This window comes from Citrobacter sp. RHB20-C16, assembly GCF_013890155.1.
GTDB classification, from domain to species: Bacteria; Pseudomonadota; Gammaproteobacteria; order Enterobacterales; family Enterobacteriaceae; genus Citrobacter_A; species Citrobacter_A amalonaticus.
This window is the reverse complement of record NZ_CP057630.1, coordinates 1,494,905-1,515,051: the sequence shown is the minus strand read 5'-3', so window position 1 is coordinate 1,515,051 and position 20,147 is coordinate 1,494,905. Positions and strand designations below refer to the sequence as shown.

Genomic DNA, 20,147 nt, shown 5'->3' with positions numbered 1-20,147 from the left:
GCAGACGAGGTTATTATGAATAAGGTTTACAACATCATATGGAATGCGACACTCGGGCTTTGGGTTGTCGCCTCCGAATTATCAAAAGGGAAGAAAAAAAGCAGCTCGCGTAAAACAGGACTGCGTGTTGTTTCCGGTTTAGTTGCTGGCGTTTCTTTCACGGCCGCCGCCATACCGATCGTGACCGATGGCACACGCGATATCACCGTGGATTACCCGAATGTCATCTCCGCCGGTGTCCATCAGAACGTATTCAACTACGGTTTTTTATATGAAAACAAAAACAACGCCAGCGAACTGAATATCACCGGCGCAATCCCCAACATCGCCTACGGACAGACCGGCATTGTGGAATCGTCTACCATCCGGGATCTGTTGGAAAGCGGCAAAATTATTATTACCGCGACCAACCTCGCCCACGAGCAAAAATCTGTCACCACCATTGAAGAACTGGCGGAATACCTAAGTCATACACAGTCGTCTACGCCGCAGCAAAGCGTGGAATTTCAGGTGATTGACCCGGCCGATCCCGAAACAACCTCCACACTGAAGGTGTTTGATACCACAAGCCTGGCAAACTTTATTAGCGTTTCGCAGATTGGCGATGCAGTGCTCAACACGTTTGATGCCAATGTGTCGCAAATCTATAAGCAGTTTGGCTTTGCCCTTGCCAAAGATGGCGCAACCGCCAATCTCAATATTGGCGATAATTCACTGAACGTAAGAGAAAATGCTATCCGTCTGCTGGCAAAAGACTCTTCTCTGCTCAAAGCGCAAGACCCGAACAGCAAGGTCAACTGGCAATCCGATAACTATATCCAGTTTGGTGCTGCGCCAGTCGTTCCGAGCAAAATCTTTGCGGGTTCGAAACAGACCACCGTATTTGGCAAAGACATTACCTTAATGACCTACGGCTACGACGAAGAGGGGAATGTCGTTGAAACGGGTAACCGCACCTTTTCCATCAAAAACACGGCGGATCTGGCGAATTTCAACAACTGGCTGATTGGCGCCGGCAGTGAGAGCGCCAAAACACCCGACGGGCAAGATATCAGCCAGATCCAGCTATGGCTGGATTCTGGCGCTATCAGTAAAGTTTCTGACGCACAGACCTACTACGCGAGCCTGATCAACCAATTGCTGACCTCCAGCACCAATGCCGACCTGCTGACCTGGGATTACGATGTCTGGACTGACGGACAGGCGCACACCAATAACACCACAGCGGCCACTGGGGAACTGCATGCCATCTATGCTAACGGACAAGGCACCACCGGTACATTGGTTGCGGGCGCGACTCTGGCTGTCGATGGCAGTATCAATGGGGCAATGAAGGCCGATGGCGGTGGTTCTGTCGTCAATGAAGGCGCCCTGAACGTGCTGCGAACGTCTACCGGACAGGGGCTGGCGATTGGCATGTTGGCCAGTGATGCCAGCGCCATTAACCACGGCACGATCAACTCCGGTTTGTTTATCGATAAGGATGGGAATCGGAAGGTCAACAGTTACGGTGCCTACGGTATGCAGGGGCTGGGAAACAGCACCGTCGTGAACGAAGGGACCATTAACCAGGCCATCACGACCAACAACTACGGTACGGCGGCGGCGGCCGATCCGTGGTCAACGGATAAACCGGACAGTTCTCTGACGCTCGCTATCGGTATGCAGTTGTCCGATCAAACCAGCGGGATCAACAGGGGTGAGATTAACGTCGTGGACGGACGCAGTAACGACGACTCATTTGGTAAGGGAACGGCTTACGGCGTTGAAGTGTCCGGTGAGGCCACCTTCACAAACACCCTTGATGCCGCCATCTATCTTGGGCGTAACGCTAACGATCTTACACAGGATGTCGATATGGCAGGTGGCGCCAGCCCCAGCGCCGGGATCCTGACCCGCAGTTCAGGCGATGTCACCAATGACGGGACAATCACCCTTGGAACAGGTGTACGTAACGCGGCGGGGATCCTGGTTGGCAACGCCACCGGGAATGTGACCAACACCGGTAAAATCACCCTCAACGGCGACTCGTCATCCGGCACCAGCCATAACTTCGGTATTTCCGTGCGCGACAGCGGCAGCGAAAACGGCCAGCAGATCCGTAACGACGGTGAGATTAACGTCAACGGCCACAACAACATCGGGATCCATCTGACCGCCAGTTCGAAGAACGCGCATGTGACATCCAGCAATACAGGGGCAATCACGGTCGCGGGCGACGGTGGCACGTCGAACCGTAACTATGCAATCTGGGCAGAAGGGAGTAACACTGCTCAGGCCACCGTTGACGTGTCTTCTTCGATCACACTCAAAGAAGTCGGCAATATTGGCGTTCATGTCCGCGATAATGCGGTGGCTAACGTTAACAGTACCAGCAGTCCGCTATTCAAAAATAGCGATCAAATTGGCTACTATCTGTACGGCAAAGGTGCGACCGCCAATATCGGCGAAGCCGTGATGAACGATAACGGTCAGGCGCGCACCACGTTGTTCCGCATTGCTAATGGCGCAAACTTTGCCGGCAATACGTTCGACCCGCTGACGCTCCAGCCATCTAAACTCGAGATGACCTTAACGGGCGAAAAATCGATTGGCGTCTTTGCGACCGGTAAAGGCAGCACCGTGGATACGGGTGAAGCGACATTTACGGTAAGCGGCGACGGCGCGGCGGCGCTGCTGCTCGAAGGGGGTGCAGAAGGCACCATCAGCGATAAGACTCTTATTGAACTGACCGGATCAAATACCACAGCCGGGATTGTCGATGGTCAGGCGCACCAGTTGAACGGTAATAAACAGGGCACCCCTGTCGAAACCATTCTTAACTCCAGCGCCATCATTAAATCCCTGGATACCGGGCTGAACGTCATCGCCTATGTGGCGAAGAATCTTGGCAACATTGTTCTGCAACAGGACGCGGTTATCGATCTCGCCAGTAAAGACAGTATCGGTGTCGACGTGCAGGAAGGAGGACGGTTAACCAACAACGCATCCCAGGCATTGCATGTCAGCAATGGGATTGGCGTTCGCGCCTCTGGCAAAGATGCGCAGATCAAAAAGCTGGGCACCATTGTGGTCGATGACGGTACCGCAGGCGTGCTGCTGACCAATGGCGCAACGCTGAATATCACGACGGGAACCGGTGGAGTAGCCGATACCATTACGACCAACGGCACGGCGGATGGAATTCGCCTTGCCGTTGGTGCGGGGTCGCTGACCGCCAAAGGCGTCACCATCAGCGCATTGGGCAGCGGCGCAGGGATTCAAAACCATGCAGAAAGTTCGGATATCACGCTGAACAACGTAACGATTAACGCCAACGACGGTCCGGGGATCCGCACCAGCGTGGCGCTGAATGTGAAAGATGGCGCCAACAATCTACTCAACGTTACCGGCGCGGGTTCAGGCTTTGCCTTCATGAAAGAGAACGGCGACAACGCGACCGGCGATTTGGTTATCGGCACCGGTTATACGGTGCTGGTGCACAACGATGCCGGAAACGCCACGGGGAACGGGATCGATGCCCGCACCAACGGCAGACTGACCACCCGCGCTGATATTACCATTCAGGACGCAACGGGCGGTTCAGCGATTCTGGCAAAAGACGTTTCCGCCATCACCAACAGCGGCAACATCACCTCCAACAGCGTGAACGGTCCGGTGGTGGATGCCAGTGGCGACAGTAGCAAAACCATCAGCAACACCGGGACGATCCTCGCCGCTACCGACAGGGATGTCGCGATTCAGTCTGGTAAAGGCAATGACACTATCAACATCAGCGGCGGCAATACGCGGGGCGTCATCAATACTGGCGCCGGTAGCGATCGTTTTATCTGGAACAGCGGAACGTTCGCCGGGGAGGTGAACTTCGCCGGGACAACCAACAACAAAGCCAACATCGACAACGTATCGCTGGCGAACACGCGTCACATCACCACGCTCGCCGGTACGGGTAACGCCCTCACCTTCACAAACACCCGGGGTAATATCGGTACGCTGCTGGCGGATGACCTCAGTCTGGGAACCCACATCGGCAGCGGCTGGAATACCTTAACGCTGACGGGCGCACAGGCGGATATGCGCATTGTGGATAGCCTGACGCTGGCTGACGGCACCCTGGCTGTTAACGATGGCGCGACGCTGCGCACGGGCGACCATCGCGATGCCAGTAATACCAGCGCGACTATTGGCAATTACAGCATTACCACCAACGGTATAGCCAGCAACATCATCTTTGATACGCAGGGCAATGACGCTGACAGTCAGATTTATCAGGGCACCATCAGCGGTAGCGGCAACTTTGTCCGCGCAACGGGTGGCACGACGGTGTTCACCACTGACAATAGCTACAGCGGTTCTACGACGATCAAACAGGGCGGGATTTTACATCTTGGTCAGGGCGGTACAACGGGCGGTATCAACCCGGTTTCGCAGATCATTGATGACGGTATTCTGACCGTGAATCGCAGCAATAACGTCCTGCTTAACGGGGTGATTTCCGGTATCGGCGCACTGGAGCAAATCGGTAAAGGTATTACCCGTTTAACCGGCGCCAACAGTTATAAAGGAGTGACTACCGTCGACAACGGCACACTGCTGGTCAATGGCGATCAGTCTGCCGCGACGGGCATGACAACCGTGAACGGCATTGCAACCCTGGGCGGTACCGGCACCCTCGGCGGTGACGTCGTGATGAATGACGCCACCACTCTTAGCGCAGGCGACGGCGGCGCGGGGACGCTGAAGATCAACGGGAGTCTGCAACTGGGCAGCAAAACCACCTCCGCGTTTGAACTGGGAGAAGCCTTCGTGCCCGGTGGCGCACAAAACGATCTGGTCGATGTCACCGGCAATCTACTGCTCGATGGCACGCTGAACGTCAGCCAAAGCACAGGCGGCACGTTTGGCCCAGGCGTCTATCGTCTCTATAACTACGGCGGCACCCTCGACAACCAGACGCTGGAATTAGGCGACGTTCCGGCGGGTCAGGATAAGCGCAATATTTTCGTCCAGACGGTGCTGGATAAGCAGGTCAATCTGGTTAACGCCAACGGCGTCACGCTGCAGTTCTGGGACGGCGCGCAGACGGGTGAAAACCACGGTAAAACCGGGATTGAAGGCAACGGTAAAATCGATGGTGGCGATGGCAAATGGATGGCTATCGGCAGCCTGGGCGATAACAACTGGACGCAGCAGGACGGTATCGGCAACGCGCCGTGGGCGCAAAAAGCCTTCGCGGTTTTTACCGGCAACGCCGGTACGGTCGAGGTCGATCAGAGCGCAGGCAACGTTCAGTTTTCCGGCGCGCAGTTTGACACGGACGGCTATGTCATCAAAGGCGATGCGCTGAACGCATGGGAGACCACCGCAGGCAGCAATGAGCTGATGCTCCGCGTCGGTGCTGGTGGCGCAGGCGAAAACTTCACCGCAACGATCGAATCGACGATCCGCGAAGGTGACAGTACGGATAGCCTGACGCTGGTCAAGACTGACCAGGGGCGTCTGATCCTGAGCGGTGATAATACCTATCATGGCGGCACGCGCATTGACGGCGGTACGCTGCAAATATCGGCGGATAACAACCTGGGCCAGTCCGGAACCGGCGTCACTATCAACAACGGCTCAACGTTCCAGCTGGGCGCGGATTTCACCACTCAGCGCACCCTCACCCTGGGGACGTCTGGCGCGGATGCGGTGTTCGATCTGAATTCGCACCACTTCTCCCCTGTCGGCGATATCACGGGCGCGGGTAACCTGAAAGTCACCAGCAGTACCCATGATGCGGCCAGCACGCTGTCGCTCGATCGGGCAAACCGCTATCAGGGCACGACGCTGATTGAAGGTACCGGACAAGCTCACAACGTCACGGTCAATGCCAGCCAGACGGGAACATTTGGTAGCAATGCCAGCAGCACGGTGAGCGTAACGAAAGGCGCGGCGCTGAACGTCAGCGGCGCGGCAACCAGTCTGCAATCCCTGACGATGGAGTTTACCGACAGCCTGTTAACGCTAAAAGACACGGTCACTGCCGCCGACGCGACGCTGAATCTGAACGGCACCGCAAAGGCGCTGATTGCAGACAATGCAACGGCCGGACAATCCACGATTAACGTCTCAGAAACGAGCACGCTGGCGCTGGAAGAGGATGCCAGCGGCGGCAGCGCAACGGTCACCAACAGCGGGCTGATGTCCTTTGCCGATAGCGCACTGGCGCAAATGACCACGGTGAAAAACCTCTCCGGCGGTAGAGTGGATATCAGCCATGTCGACAGCGCGACATCCGTCGGTTCGCTGTCCGGCGCGGGTAACGTTGAGCTGGGCGATAAAACCCTCTCCCTCGGTAATCTGGGTCTCAACGACACCATCAGCGGCATCATCAGCGGTGACAGCGGCAATCTGGTGAAAATCGGCGACGGCATACTGACCTTAACCGGTGACAACACCTGGACCGGCACCACATCGGTCGATGAGGGCGTACTGCTGGTCAACGGCAATCAGGCGGCGGCGACCGGTGACGTAACGGTCAAGGCAGGCGCGACGCTGGGCGGCAACGGCATTATTGGCGGCGCGGTAAATGTTGCGGATAACGGCCATATTACCGCCGGTTCCACACTGAACAGCGTCGGCAAACTGACCACCGGCGCTCTGACGCTGAATGACCTGTCGCAACTGGATTATCAGTTTGGCCAGGCATATACCCCGGGCGGTGCCTTCAACGACCTGATTAACGTCAACGGCGATCTGGTACTCGACGGCAAGCTCAACATTGAAACCTCACCCGGCGGCAGCTTTGATGTTGGCGTCTATCGCGTCATTAACTACTCCGGCACGCTGACCAACAACGTGATGGACATTGCCAACACCCCAGCGGCGGCAGACAGTCTGTACGTGCAGACATCGGTTAACAATCAGGTCAATCTGGTGAACCACGGCGGTCTGACCCTGCGCTTCTGGGACGGCACCGGCGGTGAAAATGGCGAACTGAAAAACAACGGCGTGATCAACGGCGGCGATGGTATCTGGCAATCCAGCCACGGCAACGATAACTGGACCACCGATGAATCCACGCCAGAAGGCGCGCTGAACGCCCCGTTCACCGATGCCGCGTTCGCCGTTTTCCAGGGGGTGGCAGGCAATGTCACCGTGGATAACAGTCTGGGCGATGTGATCATCAGCGGCGCGCAGTTTGCCACCGATGGCTACCGCGTAGCGGGCGATGCCATCACCACCAACACCGCCAATACGCTGATTCGCGTCGGCGACGGCACCATCGATGGCGCAGGGTATATCGCCACCATCGACAGTGAGATCCGCGGCTCCGGTGGCGTCAATAAGAGCGACCTCGGCACGCTGATCCTGACCGGCGAGAACAGCTACAGCGGCGGTACAACGATTACGGCAGGGACACTACAGGTTTCCGGCGATAAAAACCTCGGCGCAGCCAATACCGGGATCACCTTTAACGGCGGCACGCTGAAGTATGGCGATGCGTTTAATACCGCCCGCCAGGTGACGCTGGAATCCGGCGGCGGGACCTTCGACACCAACGGCTTCAACGTCGAACTATTGACCGACGTTGAAGGCAGCGGCCAGTTAACGAAAACCGGTCAGGGTACGCTCATGCTCACGCTCGACACCTCCTACACTGGCGGCACCCACGTCGAGCAGGGCACGTTGCAGTTGGGTAATGGCGGTGAGATCGGCAGCGTACAGGGCGATATCATCGCTGACGGCATACTGGATGTGAAACGCTGCAACAGCTACACCCTGAGCGGCAATATCAGCGGCGAAGGACAGCTCCACCACACCGGTAGCGGCATCACCACGCTGGAAGGCGCGAACAGCTACAAAGGCGCAACGCTTGTCGCCAACGGGGTTCTGCAGGCCGGTGGCGCCAATACGTTGAGCGCAGCGTCCCATCACATTGTGGCGAGCGAAACCACGCTGAAAACGCAAGGCTACGACCAGACGGTCGCCGGATTAACCAACGGCGGCAATGTGTCGCTGACGGGGGCGGCGATCGGTTCCGCATTGACGGTGAAAGGCGATTACAGCGGCAAAAACGGGACGCTTGAATTAGCCGCAGCGCAGAACAGCGGCGGTCAGGGCATTGCGGACCGACTGGTGATCGATGGCGGTAAGGTCAGCGGCAGCACGCTGCTGAAAGTAGACGGTTCAGGGCTGGGTGCGCCGACGGTGGGAGACGGGATCGAAGTGGTGACGGCGAAAAACGGCGCCACCACCACGGCACAATCCACGCGTGACGGCTTCTATCTGGCGAATAACCGGATGTCTGCCGGGGCGTTTGAATACCAGTTGTATGCCGGCAACGCGAAAGGCCTGGGCGAAAACTGGTACCTGCGCAGTGAATATCGCCCGGAAACCATGCTCTACTCCGGTCTCGCCAGCGTAGTGCGTCAGGGCGACCTGAGCCTGTTAGGCAATATGCACCAGCGAATGGGGGATGACGTACGACCGGGTCTCGATGAAGACCACCGTGCATGGGCGAGAATGATTGGCTACTCCGCTAAAACCAAACTGGACGACATCACCGGCACACAGACCACCAGCCACACGATGGGGATTCAGGCAGGGGTTGACCTTTACGCGGATACCAGCTGGAAAGCCGGTGTCTACACCAGCATTCTGGATATCGACAGCAGCGTCAAAGGCAGCCATGCGGGTAGCGCGGGTAAAGGCGGTAACATCGATGACAACGCGTTTTACCTGGGCGGTTATGCTACCTGGTTCTCCACCGATGGCATGTATGTGGATAACGTCCTGCAATACGGTAACCATGACGCTCGCCTGTCGGCATCCGGAAACAAGGGTTCCCATACCGTGAAAGGCCATACGCTGACCGCCTCGACGGAGATCGGCAAAGCGTTCCGCTTAGGAGCAAGCGCATGGAGTCTGGAACCCCAGGCACAGCTGATCTATCAGTACAGCGATTTTGATGACAGCACGCTGGGCGGCGCGACGAAGACGAAGGTCAGACTCGATACTGCCGATGCCTTTACCGCCCGTGTCGGGTTGCGACTGAAAGCTGACTATGACACCCGTCACGGTAAGATTCAGCCATATGGTCGCGTCAACCTGTGGCAGGGACTGGGGTCAAAAGACAAAACCCACTTCAGCAATGCGGTTGCCACCACAACGCTGGAATCTTCGCAGCAGTACTCCAGTACCGAAGTGGCCGCAGGTCTGAGCTGGAGCATCGACCGCGATCTGCAGGTGTACGGCGAACTGGGAACGCAGTTCAACAACGGTGGGCATAAATCGCAGGTGGAAGCGCCAGTGAATGCCTCCATTGGCTTTAAAAAGTCATTCTGACAACCGCTGAGGGGATCAGGCCGGGTGAAGGCAATGCCTCACCTGGCCTACGTTGTTCAGGACAGCTGTAGGCCTGATAAGCGAAGCGCCATCAGGCTGATGACAAACTCAGGATAAAAAAGAGAACGGATGGTTGAATCTGACAATCAGTTTATTCAGTTCAGTCGAATGGGCCAGACCCAGCTTCGTGATGATTCGCATTTTATGCGTCTGTATCGTTTTATAGCTCACACTGATCAGATCCGAGATTTCATTTGGTGAATATCCACTCACCAGCAAACTGAGGATTTGCTGTTCACGATCGCTCAGCCGTTTTTGTGAACGGAATAAGCGGGGATTCCAGCACTCCCCCGTCAGGGTCGTCAGTCGGCCAAAATCACGCAGCGGTGATTTATCGGTCAGCACAATCACTTTTTCGACATACAGTAACTCAATGCACAATTTCGCCAGACGGTCATCGGCAATCACCACCACGGCATTATCGTAAACTTTAAAGCGATTCTTATTTAAATAGCTGACAAAATCAGCGTAGGACTGTTCGTGGCTGATGATATTAAAAATCATCATCCGATGGCGATAGCGTGCAGAGTAATCTATCATCACCTGCCAGGGGACATCCGTCACCTCAGCATTTTTACTTTTTAAATACGTTGAGACACTGCTACCGACAAAATCTTCATTTCCGCACATCAACATAAAGTTCACCTTCCTTTATAAACTTTTTAATTTATTACTCATCAAAAAATGAATAATGACCTTTTCGACATCCAACGCGTCGCGTGGATGTTTGAATTCGAACTTGCAGGAGATCTGCTGACAGGAATAAAGCTGATTGTTTTCATCAAATTCGTTGATAGCAACAACGTTGACGACCCGGAGATCGCAATGCAAACGACCAAACTGTTCAAAATCCAGAGATGCCCCTTTAATCAGCGCATTTTTATAAAGAAAGCGGGTGTTTATTTTCTGTGAGATCAGCGCGCAACCGCCGCGAGAGATATTCTTAATCTGCAGCAAGTAATTCTCACCATTTTTATAGCGTCCAGAACAGTAGAAATGATACCCCTTTAAAAAGGAGAAACGCTGATGCTGGCGGCGCTGAACCAATAAGATCACTTCAGGTATGCGATACGCCAGTCCGCACTCCAGTTTATCGGTCAGCGACTGACTGAACCGGGCATTGAACCGGATAATGCCGCTGTCGCTGTGCAAGATAAAAGACTGGATAGAAGAGTGTGGGATGTCGCTGTTGTTGGTAATCACGAAGTAGTCGAAGTCAACCTTTTCTAATTGAGTGACCACGCTGGCGTCTTTAAATTTCAGTTCTACCTTCGTTTTTCTGAGAAGCTCTTCGCGAATAATGGCCACGATCTCAAATTTATTGTCCTTTGCCATCCCAAATCCCATAGTAAAATCCTTATTTTATATTTCAGATACTTCTCATTCGTGTTTAATGATAAAAGGCTAAAACTGGCTCCCGCAGATGGTTTTTTGATTACCATAAGGGATTACCTTTCAGATATTTCGCATGATATTAAGTTTTTGACTATTTTTACTGATTAATTGATATGTAAAAACATTCAGTGAAGTGTAAAAGTGGCCCGCATTATGCGTAAAAGAGAATGAACTTAACGAAAACTTGATAACAAAAATGAATAAAATGCGATTAACTGCACGATTCTGAAATATAAAACTGATGTTTACACTATTTGCAACACAAGGATGCGGGCTGTGCTTTTTATGCACAACCCGCTGAGAGGTAACGGCAAAATTAAATATCAGACGGAACGAATAGCAATAACGGGAGATTCATAAAGGGATAACGCTTATCATCAGAAAAAGCATTTTACAGTATTGCAGAATATGTCAGAAAGAATGAAAAATCACCGTTAAAATGATTTTTCCGGCCCGCTTCATTTCAGCAGGCCGAATGATGAAGATGTTAACGGGATATTTTACGGTGACGATGTATCCACATCAACTTATAAGCCGCAGGGATAATAAACAGTGACAGTAGCGGCGCCGTAATCATACCGCCGATCATGGGCGCAGCAATCCGACTCATCACTTCCGAACCGGCTCCTGTCCCCCACAAAATCGGCAGAAGACCGGCAATGATCACCGCTACGGTCATCGCTTTGGGTCGTACCCGTAGCACCGCCCCGTGATACAACGCGTCATCCAGTTTCTCTGTGCTGAACGTCTGCGAGTTGTCCAGTGAAGGATCGGACTCAATGGCATGGCGCAGGTACATTAGCATGACCACGCCAAATTCCGCAGCGACCCCCGCCAGAGCGATAAACCCGGTTCCCGTCGCCACCGACAGATGAAATCCCATCCAGTACAGGAACCAAATCCCGCCCACCAGCGCAAACGGCACGCTGGTGATGATCAGCAGCGCTTCTCCGACCCGGCGGAACGCCAGATACAACAGGACGAAGATGATCATCAGCGTCATGGGCACCATCAGCTTCAGCTTATGGTTCGCCCGCTCCAGCAATTCAAACTGACCAGAAAACGCGACGCTGGTACCGGGCTTCAACTGAACGTTATCGGCAATCGCCTGTTTCAGATCGTTAACCACAGAGACCATATCCCTGTCGCGCGCATCAATGTAGATCCAACTGGTGGGCCGTGCGTTCTCCGTTTTTAGCATCGAGGGCCCCGGCGTGATGTTGATTGTGGCGACATCCCCCAGCGTAATTTGTTGCTTCATCGGCGTCAGGATTGGTAACTGGCGCAGCGCCTGCGGGCTGTCCCGGAAGCTCTGCGGATAACGCAGATTGATCGGATAACGGGCAATCCCCTCAACGGTCTCCCCGACCATCGCCCCACCGACGGCAGAGGTAATAAACAACTGCACGTCCCCCACCGTCATGCCGTAGCGGGCTGCTTTCTCACGGTTGATATCGATGTTGAGATAGCGACCGCCTTGCAGACGCTCAGCCAGCGCAGATGTTACGCCAGGGACGGTGCGGGCAACCTCTTCAATCTGCTCGGCCATCGCGTCGATATCGGCCAGTACGTTACCAGAGACTTTAATCCCAATCGGACTCTTAATCCCGGTAGAGAGCATATCAATACGGTTACGAATCGGCGGCACCCACAGGTTTGCCAGCCCCGGCAGACGAACGGTGTTGTCCAGTTCCTCGATGATTTTTTCCATCGTCATTCCCGGACGCCACTGATCCTGCGGTTTGAGCTGAATCGTGGTTTCCACCATCTCCAGCGGTGCCGAATCCGTGGCGGTTTCCGCTTTCCCGGTTTTGCCAAAGACCCTGGCGACTTCCGGTACGGTCATGATCAGCTTATCGGTTTTCTGTAACATGCTTGCCGCTTCTGCCGCCGAAATCCCCGGCAGCGTGGACGGCATGTACAACAGATCGCCTTCGTTAATCTGCGGTAAGAACTCGCCCCCCACTTTACTCAGCGGCCAGGCCACCGTCAGGATCGAGAGCCCCGCCACCAGCAGCGTGATTTTCGGCCAGTGCAATACTTTCAGCAGTAGCGGATGGTAAATACGGATCAAAAAGCGGTTAAGCGGGTTGCTGCTTTCCGCCGGAATTTTCCCGCGGATCCACAACCCCATCAGGATCGGGATCACCACGATCGCCAGAAACGCCGCCCCCGCCATCGCATACGTTTTGGTGAACGCCAGCGGCCCGAACAGGCGTCCTTCCTGCCCTTCCAGAGTAAAGATGGGAATAAAAGAGAGCGTGATGATCAGCAAACTGATGAACAGCGCCGGACCAACCTCTACAGAGGCATTGGTGATCACCGTCCAGCGCGTTTCGTTATCCGGCACTTCGCCAGGATGCTGGTTTCCCCACTCTTCCAGCCGTTTATGCGCATTTTCTATCATCACAATGGCGGCATCCACCATCGCCCCCACGGCGATAGCGATCCCGCCAAGCGACATAATGTTGGCGTTCAGCCCCTGAAAATGCATCACGATAAAGGCGATACACAATCCCAGCGGCAGCGAGATGATCGCCACCAGCGCGGAACGCACGTGCCAGAGAAACAGTGCGCAGACCAGCGCCACGACGATAAACTCTTCCAGTAGCTTATAGCTGAGGTTATCGATGGCGCGGTCAATCAACTGACTGCGATCGTAGGTGGTCACCACTTCCACGCCTTCCGGCAGACTACTTTTCAGCGTCTCGAGTTTATTTTTAACCGCCGAGATCACCTCACGCGCGTTTTTACCGGAGCGCAAGATAACCACCCCGCCGGCCACTTCTCCCTCGCCGTTAAGTTCGGCAATCCCCCGGCGCATTTCCGGGCCTGTCTGCACTCTTGCCACATCTCGCAGGTACACGGGTACCCCGTTTTCCCCTGACTTCAGAACGATGTGATTGAAGTCATCCAGCGTTTGCAGATACCCGCTGGCGCGGACCATGTATTCTGCTTCCGACAGTTCCACCGATGAGCCACCCGCCTCCTGGTTAGAGGCATCCAACGCACCTTTCACCTCCGACAGGTTGATGCCGTACTGAGCGAGTTTCATTGGGTCGATCACCACCTGATACTCTTTCACCACGCCGCCCACGGAGGCCACTTCCGACACATTCGGGATAGTTTTTAACTCATATTTCAGAAACCAGTCCTGCAACGAACGCAGTTCCGCCAGGTCGTGCTTACCGCTGCGATCAACCAACGCATACTCGAAGATCCAGCCCACGCCGGTGGCGTCTGGCCCCATTTCCGCGCTGACGCCCGCCGGGAGCTTACCCTGTACCTGGTTGAGATATTCCAGCACGCGAGAACGCGCCCAGTACGGATCGGTGCCATCTTCAAAAATAACATAGACATACGAGTCGCCAAACTGCGAGAAACCGCGCACAGTTTTTGCGCCGGGTACGGACAGCATGGTGGTGGTCAGCGGATAGGTCACCTGATTCTCGACAATCTGCGGCGCCTGCCCCGGGTAGCTGGTTTTGACGATCACCTGCACGTCGGACAGGTCGGGCAGCGCATCCACCGGCGTGTTAACGATGGTCCAGGTCCCCCAGACGCTGAGAAAGAGCGCGCCAATGATCACCAGAAAACGGTTGGCAACCGAGCGGCGAATAATCCATTCAATCATCTGCGTTCTCCTCAGTGCGCATGGGCCGCAGGATCGGGCATCGCCGACGGTTGCTGCGTGCGCATCCGGTCTAACGCCCCCGAGATGTTGGCTTCTGAATCAATCAGGAACAGGCCGCTGGCAACCACCTTCTCGCCTTCAGCCAGCCCGGAACGGATCGCCGTTACCCCCTGCGAGGCCTGGAAGACAGAAACGGGTTTAGGGACAAAACGCCCTTCACCGTCCACCGTGATCACCCGCTGCTCGCTGCCGGTATCGATCAGCGCTTTAGACGGGATCAGCAACATCGGCTCACTTTCTGTTTTCAGATTAAGATAAGCGTTCATCCCCGGTTTCAGCGCTTCGTCGGGGTTATCGACTTCCAGGCGCAGTTGCAGCGTTCGGGTGGTGGCGTCGGCGCTGGGCAACAGCGTCCACTTGCGCACGGTGAAGGACTTGTCCGGACGCGCCGGAACGGTCAGCGAAAACGGCGACGCGTCTTTAATCAGCCACGCGATGGATTCAGGCACCGCAGCGGTTACCCATACTGGATCTATCCCCTGAATTTTCGCGACCACGTTATCTTTGGCGATGTTCATGCCAGCACGTAAATCAAAAGCGGTAATTACTCCGTCAATGGGTGCAGTAAGGATAAAGCGGGTCTGAATTTTGCGCGTTGCGGTCAAACGCCGAATATCTGCTTCTGGCATTCCGGCCAGGCGCAGCCGCTCCAGAATCCCCTCAACCTGGGTTGCCGTGCCGCCAGTTTCTTTCAGCAGCAGATATTCACTCTGCGCTTCCACCCAGTCAGGGATCGTGAGTTCAAGCAGCGGTGCGCCTTTTTTCACCTTATCACCCACGGTGAGCGGCCAGACTTTCTCGACAAATCCGGCGGCACGCGCCTGCATAATGACAAACTGATACTCGTTATAGCTGACATTAGCCGGGAACGTCTGGGCAAAAGTGAGGGGTCCGCGACGCACAGCCTCAGTTTTCACACCGAGGTTTTGCGTTTGCGTCGGATCGATACGGACGCCCGGCGCAGTAGCGCTGGCAGACTCTTCATCGGCATATTTCGGCACCAGATCCATATCCATAAAGGGCGATTTGCCGGGTTTATCGAAGCGGGTATTCGGGTACATCGGGTCGTACCAGAACAGCACCTTGCGGGCTTCTTTTTCCGTGACTGGCGGTGTATTCGCCGACGGGTGCGCCGCGGCGAAATACGCGTAGCCGCCCACGGCGATAATGCCGCCCGCCATCATGCTGCCGATAATCAGCGCGATATTTTTCATGAGGTCATGCTCAACGTTAAAATAAGAGAGAATTACTGGCTTTTAATATCCTGCAATAAAGAGAGATTGCCCTGCTGGATAAATGTAAACGCCACGTTGTCACCGGGTTTAATATCGTTGAGCTGCGTTTGCGGTGTGATGGTAAAACGCATGGTCATTGCCGGCCAGTTCAGCGCGGGGATCGGCCCATGTTCAATGGTGACTTTTTTGCTTTGCGTATCAACGCTTTTTACTACGCCAGTGGCGCTGATCGCCGGGCTTTGTTCGGCGGCAGGCATGGCGCTCATCATATCGCCGTGATGGTGTTCATTGGCCTGAGCGTTAATTGCCAGCGTAGAGAAAATGGCGAATACCACCGCTTTACATACTGTGTTCATGTCAATCTCCTGTGATGTGTTTCGGTTTATTCCAGCCAACCACCGCCAAGCGCGGTATAGAGCGTAATTTCGTTAACCTGTCGGGCGTAATTAAGGTCAAGCAGGGTTTGTTGCGTCGCAAATAGCGAACGTTCAGCGTCCAGTACGTTGATATAGCTCACCGCTCCGTTGCGATAGAGCGCTCTCGCACGCTGAAGCGTGATTTGTAGCGAAGTCAGGTATCGCTGCTGACCGCGAATCTGATCGGTAAGGCTCTGGCGTAGCGCCAGCGCGTCGGCAACCTCTTTGAACGCGTTCTGGATCTTCTGCTCATAATTGACCACCGACTGCTGCTGGCGGATTTCAGCCAGATCGAGGTTGGCCTGATTACGTCCAGCATTGAAGATCGGTAGCTCCACTTTCGGAATGAAATTCCACATCCCGCTTGCTGTCGAAAACAGACTCGAGAGATCGCTGCTGCTGCCGGAGATCCCGCTGGTCAGCGTGATGGAGGGGAAAAACGCCGCCCGTGCCGCGCCGATATTGGCGTTTGCCGCCATCAGCGCATGTTCGGCTTCCATGATGTCCGGACGCTGCAACAGGATTTGCGATGACAGCGATGGCGGTAACGTCACGCCGTTGATATCGCCGACATTCTGTCGCGCATCGTCCGGCAGCTTAGCGTAGCTCCCCAGTAACAGCTGCAACGCGTTATTCGCCTGCGCCAGTTCCCCCTGACGTTTCGCAATATCACTGCGGGTACTTTCAATCACGCCACGCGCCTGTTCCAGCGCCAGCACGTTAGTACTGCCGGTAACCAGTTGTTTTTCCACCAGCGCATATGCACGCTCATAATTGCTCAGCGTTTCTTGTGCCACCTGAAGTTGCGCGAAGGCCAGACGCTGATTGAACCAGCTCTGTGCAACGTTGGACACCAACAGGATATGCACCGCCCGGCGCGCCTCTTCGCTGGCGAAAAAGGTCTGTCGATCGGCTTCGCTCATGTTTTTCAGCCGACCAAAGAAATCCAGATCAACGCTCAGGTTCAGCCCGGCCTCATATACACGCGTACTGCGGGTGTCGCCTTTCAGTTTCCCGCTCCAGTTTCCGCTGCTTTCCGCATTCAACTGCGGATAGCGATCGGCATCAGTCACCCGATATTGCGCCCTCGCCTCCTGTACTTTCAGCGTCGCCATACGTAAATCGCGATTGTTACGCAGCGCCTCGTCAATCAGCACTTTCACCTGCGGATCGACAAAAAACTGCCGCCAGCCGCTGTCCTGATAACCTGTCGGTGATGTCACCAGTTGGTTCTGACTGAGAGAAAACTGCTGCGGTACCGGAAGCGCCGGGCGCTGATAGTCCGGGGCGAGTGAACATCCTGCCAGCAGTAACGCCATTGAGAGCGTGAGACGCTTAAAATTACGCATAAGCCTGATTTACATGTGGGTTGATATCAGCCACTTTACCTGGCGCTCTCTGTTCAACCCGTGACAGCAAAATGACAAAGCTGTCATTTTCCCAGAATGCGATTGCTATCCGATCTGGCTTCTCTAGAATTGAGAGGCCCCATGACCGTCGCGTGGCGAAGGAGAATGTGTTGAAAATTTTGATCGTCGAAGATGAGAAAAAAACCGGTGAATACCTGACTAAAGGGCTGACGGAAGCGGGCTTTGTTGTCGATCTTGCTGACAACGGTCTGAACGGCTATCACCTGGCGATGACCGGTGATTACGACCTGCTCGTTCTTGATATCATGCTGCCCGACGTCAACGGCTGGGATATCGTCCGGATGCTGCGTGCCGCGAATAAAGGCATGCCGATTCTGCTGCTTACCGCGTTGGGAACGATTGAACATCGGGTAAAAGGGCTGGAATTAGGGGCGGATGATTATCTGGTTAAGCCGTTTGCCTTTGCCGAACTGCTGGCGCGCGTCAGAACCCTGCTACGCCGGGGGGCGGCGGTAATCGTCGAAAGCCAGTTTCAGGTGGCCGATCTGATCGTTGACCTGGTGAGCCGCAAAGTGAGTCGTAGCGGTACCCGCATCACGCTCACCAGCAAAGAATTTACCCTGCTGGAGTTTTTCCTGCGCCACCAGGGAGAAGTATTACCCCGCTCGCTGATTGCCTCTCAGGTGTGGGACATGAATTTTGACAGCGATACCAACGCCATTGACGTGGCCGTGAAGCGCCTGCGCGGCAAAATTGATAACGACTTTGAGCCTAAGCTGATTCAGACCGTGCGTGGCGTGGGATATGTGCTTGAGGTGCCAGATGGTCAGTAAGCGGTTATCCCGCCCTTTTTCGCTGGCGACGCGCCTGACCTTTTTTATCAGCCTCGTGACCATTGCCTCCTTTTTTGCCTTTGCCTGGATCATGATTCAGTCGGTAAAAGTGCATTTTGCCGAACAGGACATCAACGACTTAAGCGAAATCAGCGCCACCCTCGAACGTATCCTTAGCCCCTCCGACGAGCCGGAATCCCGCCGTCTGGAGATCCTGAAAAACGTGGTAGCCGGTTACTCAAACGTCATTATTTCGCTGGAAGATGCCAACCAGCAGGCGCTCTTTCATTCCCCTCATATGCCGGATATCCGCCAGTTTCTTGCCCGCGCCACGGTGGATAAAACCGTTCCGGGCGGCAACGTCTATTTGATTAATGGTCCGTCGATGCAGATGGCTGGCCACGGCCCCCATTCCAGCTGGCGCATGATCCGCCTGCCGGTCGGGCCGCTGATCGACGGAAAACCGGCCTATACCCTGTATCTGGCGCTGTCGATCGATTTTCACCTGCATTACATTAACGATTTGAAAAACAAGCTCATCATGACCGCCTCGATCATCAGCATGTTGATCATTTTCATCGTGCTGTTTGCCGTGTATAAAGGCCACGAACCGATCCGTAGCGTCAGCCGACAGATTCAGAACATCACCTCGAAAGATCTCGACGTCCGACTGGATCCCCGGTCGGTGCCTATTGAACTGGAACGGCTGGTGCTCTCGTTTAATCACATGATCGAGCGTATCGAAGACGTTTTTACCCGCCAGTCCAATTTTTCAGCTGATATTGCCCATGAGATCCGTACCCCTATCACCAACCTGGTGACGCAAACAGAAATTGTCCTCAGCCAGCCCCGTAGCCAGAAGGAGCTGGAAGAGGTGCTCTATTCCAACCTCGAAGAATTTAGCCATATGGCGAAAATGGTCAGCGATATGCTGTTTCTGGCGCAGGCCGATAACAACCAGCTGATCCCGGAGAAAAAAACGATCAATCTGGCGGATGAAGTCAGTAAAGTATTCGACTTTTTTGAGGCGCTGGCGGAAGAACGGGAAGTCGGGTTGCATTTTGAAGGGCGTCCATGCCTGGTATCCGGCGATTCAGGTATGCTGCGCCGGGCGATCAGCAATCTCCTCTCCAACGCGATGCGCTACACGCCATTGGGCCAGAGCATTACCGTCCGGCTGACAGAGGCGGACGAACAGGTGCACATCATCATTGAAAACCCGGGAACACCTATCCCTGCCGAACATTTACCACGGTTGTTTGATCGCTTTTATCGCGTGGATCCATCCCGCCAGCGTAAAGGCGAAGGCAGCGGCATCGGACTGGCGATCGTGAAATCGATTGTGACCGCACACCACGGAAAAGTGTCGGTGACTTCGGATGTAAACGTGACCCGGTTTACGTTGAGTTTACCGAAAGAGTGGGTCTGAGATCCTACCGGATTCGAATACAGGCCATATAACCATTGTTATTACAGCATTTTTAGCAGTTCGAAAAACGCCGAAGCCCACAATCGTATTTCGCTAAAAACACCCGTGATTTCGAGCCCGGTTATGGTAACAATGAACTATCGCGCTACCAGTATCCCCGGATAATGCTTAGTGAAAATGTCATTCAGTTTTTCTACAAGTTCTGACCGCTTAAAGGTAATGTGCGCAGTCGTCATTCATTCGCGTTGCCCCCGCCAATGCTGTCGGTGAGTGCAAAAATATCACTGAGCTGATGAATAAGGATTTCTGTCAGGCTCAGCGCAGCATTACGTCCGGTGATGATGCGTTCAATGCTGGTGGAGCAAATCACGTCAGTGTAATCGGT

At 54.6% G+C, this 20,147-nt stretch carries 10 protein-coding genes; 3 read left to right on the top strand and 7 right to left on the bottom strand.

What is annotated here, in order from left to right:
* Positions 1–15 precede the first annotated feature (15 nt).
* The gene (locus HVX64_RS07280; RefSeq protein WP_044256684.1) at positions 16–9,330 is read left to right on the top strand and encodes an autotransporter outer membrane beta-barrel domain-containing protein; all 9,315 of its coding nucleotides are present in this window, start codon (positions 16–18) and stop codon (positions 9,328–9,330) included.
* A 108-nt stretch (positions 9,331–9,438) separates the two neighbouring features.
* On the opposite strand, the gene HVX64_RS07275 is transcribed toward HVX64_RS07280, so the two are convergent.
* The 6 genes from HVX64_RS07275 to HVX64_RS07250 all read right to left on the bottom strand — a co-directional run bounded on the left by HVX64_RS07275 (position 9,439) and on the right by HVX64_RS07250 (position 17,479).
* Entirely contained in the window at positions 9,439–10,026 is a 588-nt protein-coding gene (locus HVX64_RS07275; protein ID WP_044256686.1) for a LuxR family transcriptional regulator, read from the bottom strand.
* Between the two features lie 15 nt (positions 10,027–10,041).
* The gene (locus tag HVX64_RS07270; protein WP_044256689.1) at positions 10,042–10,737 is read right to left on the bottom strand and encodes a PilZ domain-containing protein; all 696 of its coding nucleotides are present in this window, start codon (positions 10,735–10,737) and stop codon (positions 10,042–10,044) included.
* 535 nt (positions 10,738–11,272) lie between these two features.
* On the bottom strand, positions 11,273–14,419 hold the full coding sequence (locus HVX64_RS07265) for a CusA/CzcA family heavy metal efflux RND transporter (protein WP_044256692.1): 3,147 nt from the start codon (positions 14,417–14,419) through the stop codon (positions 11,273–11,275).
* 11 nt (positions 14,420–14,430) lie between these two features.
* Entirely contained in the window at positions 14,431–15,693 is a 1,263-nt protein-coding gene (locus HVX64_RS07260) for an efflux RND transporter periplasmic adaptor subunit (protein WP_044256694.1), read from the bottom strand.
* A 32-nt stretch (positions 15,694–15,725) separates the two neighbouring features.
* The gene (cusF, locus tag HVX64_RS07255) at positions 15,726–16,070 is read right to left on the bottom strand and encodes a cation efflux system protein CusF (protein ID WP_044256696.1); all 345 of its coding nucleotides are present in this window, start codon (positions 16,068–16,070) and stop codon (positions 15,726–15,728) included.
* Positions 16,071–16,096: 26 nt separating this feature from the next.
* Positions 16,097–17,479 (bottom strand): efflux transporter outer membrane subunit, encoded by a 1,383-nt coding sequence (locus tag HVX64_RS07250; RefSeq protein WP_043001509.1) that lies wholly within the window; start codon positions 17,477–17,479, stop codon positions 16,097–16,099.
* A gap of 170 nt (positions 17,480–17,649) precedes the next feature.
* On the opposite strand from HVX64_RS07250, the gene cusR reads away from it, so the two are divergent.
* Entirely contained in the window at positions 17,650–18,333 is a 684-nt protein-coding gene (gene cusR, locus HVX64_RS07245; RefSeq protein WP_044256698.1) for a copper response regulator transcription factor CusR, read from the top strand.
* Complete coding sequence (locus HVX64_RS07240; protein ID WP_044256700.1) at positions 18,323–19,762, top strand: Cu(+)/Ag(+) sensor histidine kinase; 1,440 nt, start codon at positions 18,323–18,325, stop codon at positions 19,760–19,762. Before cusR ends, HVX64_RS07240 begins: the two co-directional genes overlap by 11 nt.
* 137 nt (positions 19,763–19,899) lie before the next feature.
* Here the strand turns inward: HVX64_RS07240 and HVX64_RS24280 are convergent, their stop codons facing one another.
* Positions 19,900–19,998 carry a DUF4942 domain-containing protein gene (locus tag HVX64_RS24280; protein ID WP_323135229.1) on the bottom strand — a complete coding sequence of 33 codons (99 nt, stop codon included), beginning with the start codon at positions 19,996–19,998 and terminating at the stop codon, positions 19,900–19,902.
* Between the last annotated feature and the right edge of the window lie 149 nt (positions 19,999–20,147).

Bases quoted from the DNA above. Each gene is read 5' to 3' on its own strand.
- HVX64_RS07270 (WP_044256689.1), bottom strand. From the start codon at position 10,737: ATGGGATTTGGGATGGCAAAGGACAATAAATTTGAGATCGTGGCCATT.
- HVX64_RS07240 (WP_044256700.1), top strand. From the start codon at position 18,323: ATGGTCAGTAAGCGGTTATCCCGCCCTTTTTCGCTGGCGACGCGCCTG.
- HVX64_RS07275 (WP_044256686.1), bottom strand. From the start codon at position 10,026: ATGTTGATGTGCGGAAATGAAGATTTTGTCGGTAGCAGTGTCTCAACG.
- HVX64_RS07250 (WP_043001509.1), bottom strand. From the start codon at position 17,479: ATGCGTAATTTTAAGCGTCTCACGCTCTCAATGGCGTTACTGCTGGCA.
- cusF (WP_044256696.1), bottom strand. From the start codon at position 16,070: ATGAACACAGTATGTAAAGCGGTGGTATTCGCCATTTTCTCTACGCTG.
- HVX64_RS24280 (WP_323135229.1), bottom strand. From the start codon at position 19,998: ATGACGACTGCGCACATTACCTTTAAGCGGTCAGAACTTGTAGAAAAA.
- HVX64_RS07260 (WP_044256694.1), bottom strand. From the start codon at position 15,693: ATGAAAAATATCGCGCTGATTATCGGCAGCATGATGGCGGGCGGCATT.
- HVX64_RS07265 (WP_044256692.1), bottom strand. From the start codon at position 14,419: ATGATTGAATGGATTATTCGCCGCTCGGTTGCCAACCGTTTTCTGGTG.
- HVX64_RS07280 (WP_044256684.1), top strand. From the start codon at position 16: ATGAATAAGGTTTACAACATCATATGGAATGCGACACTCGGGCTTTGG.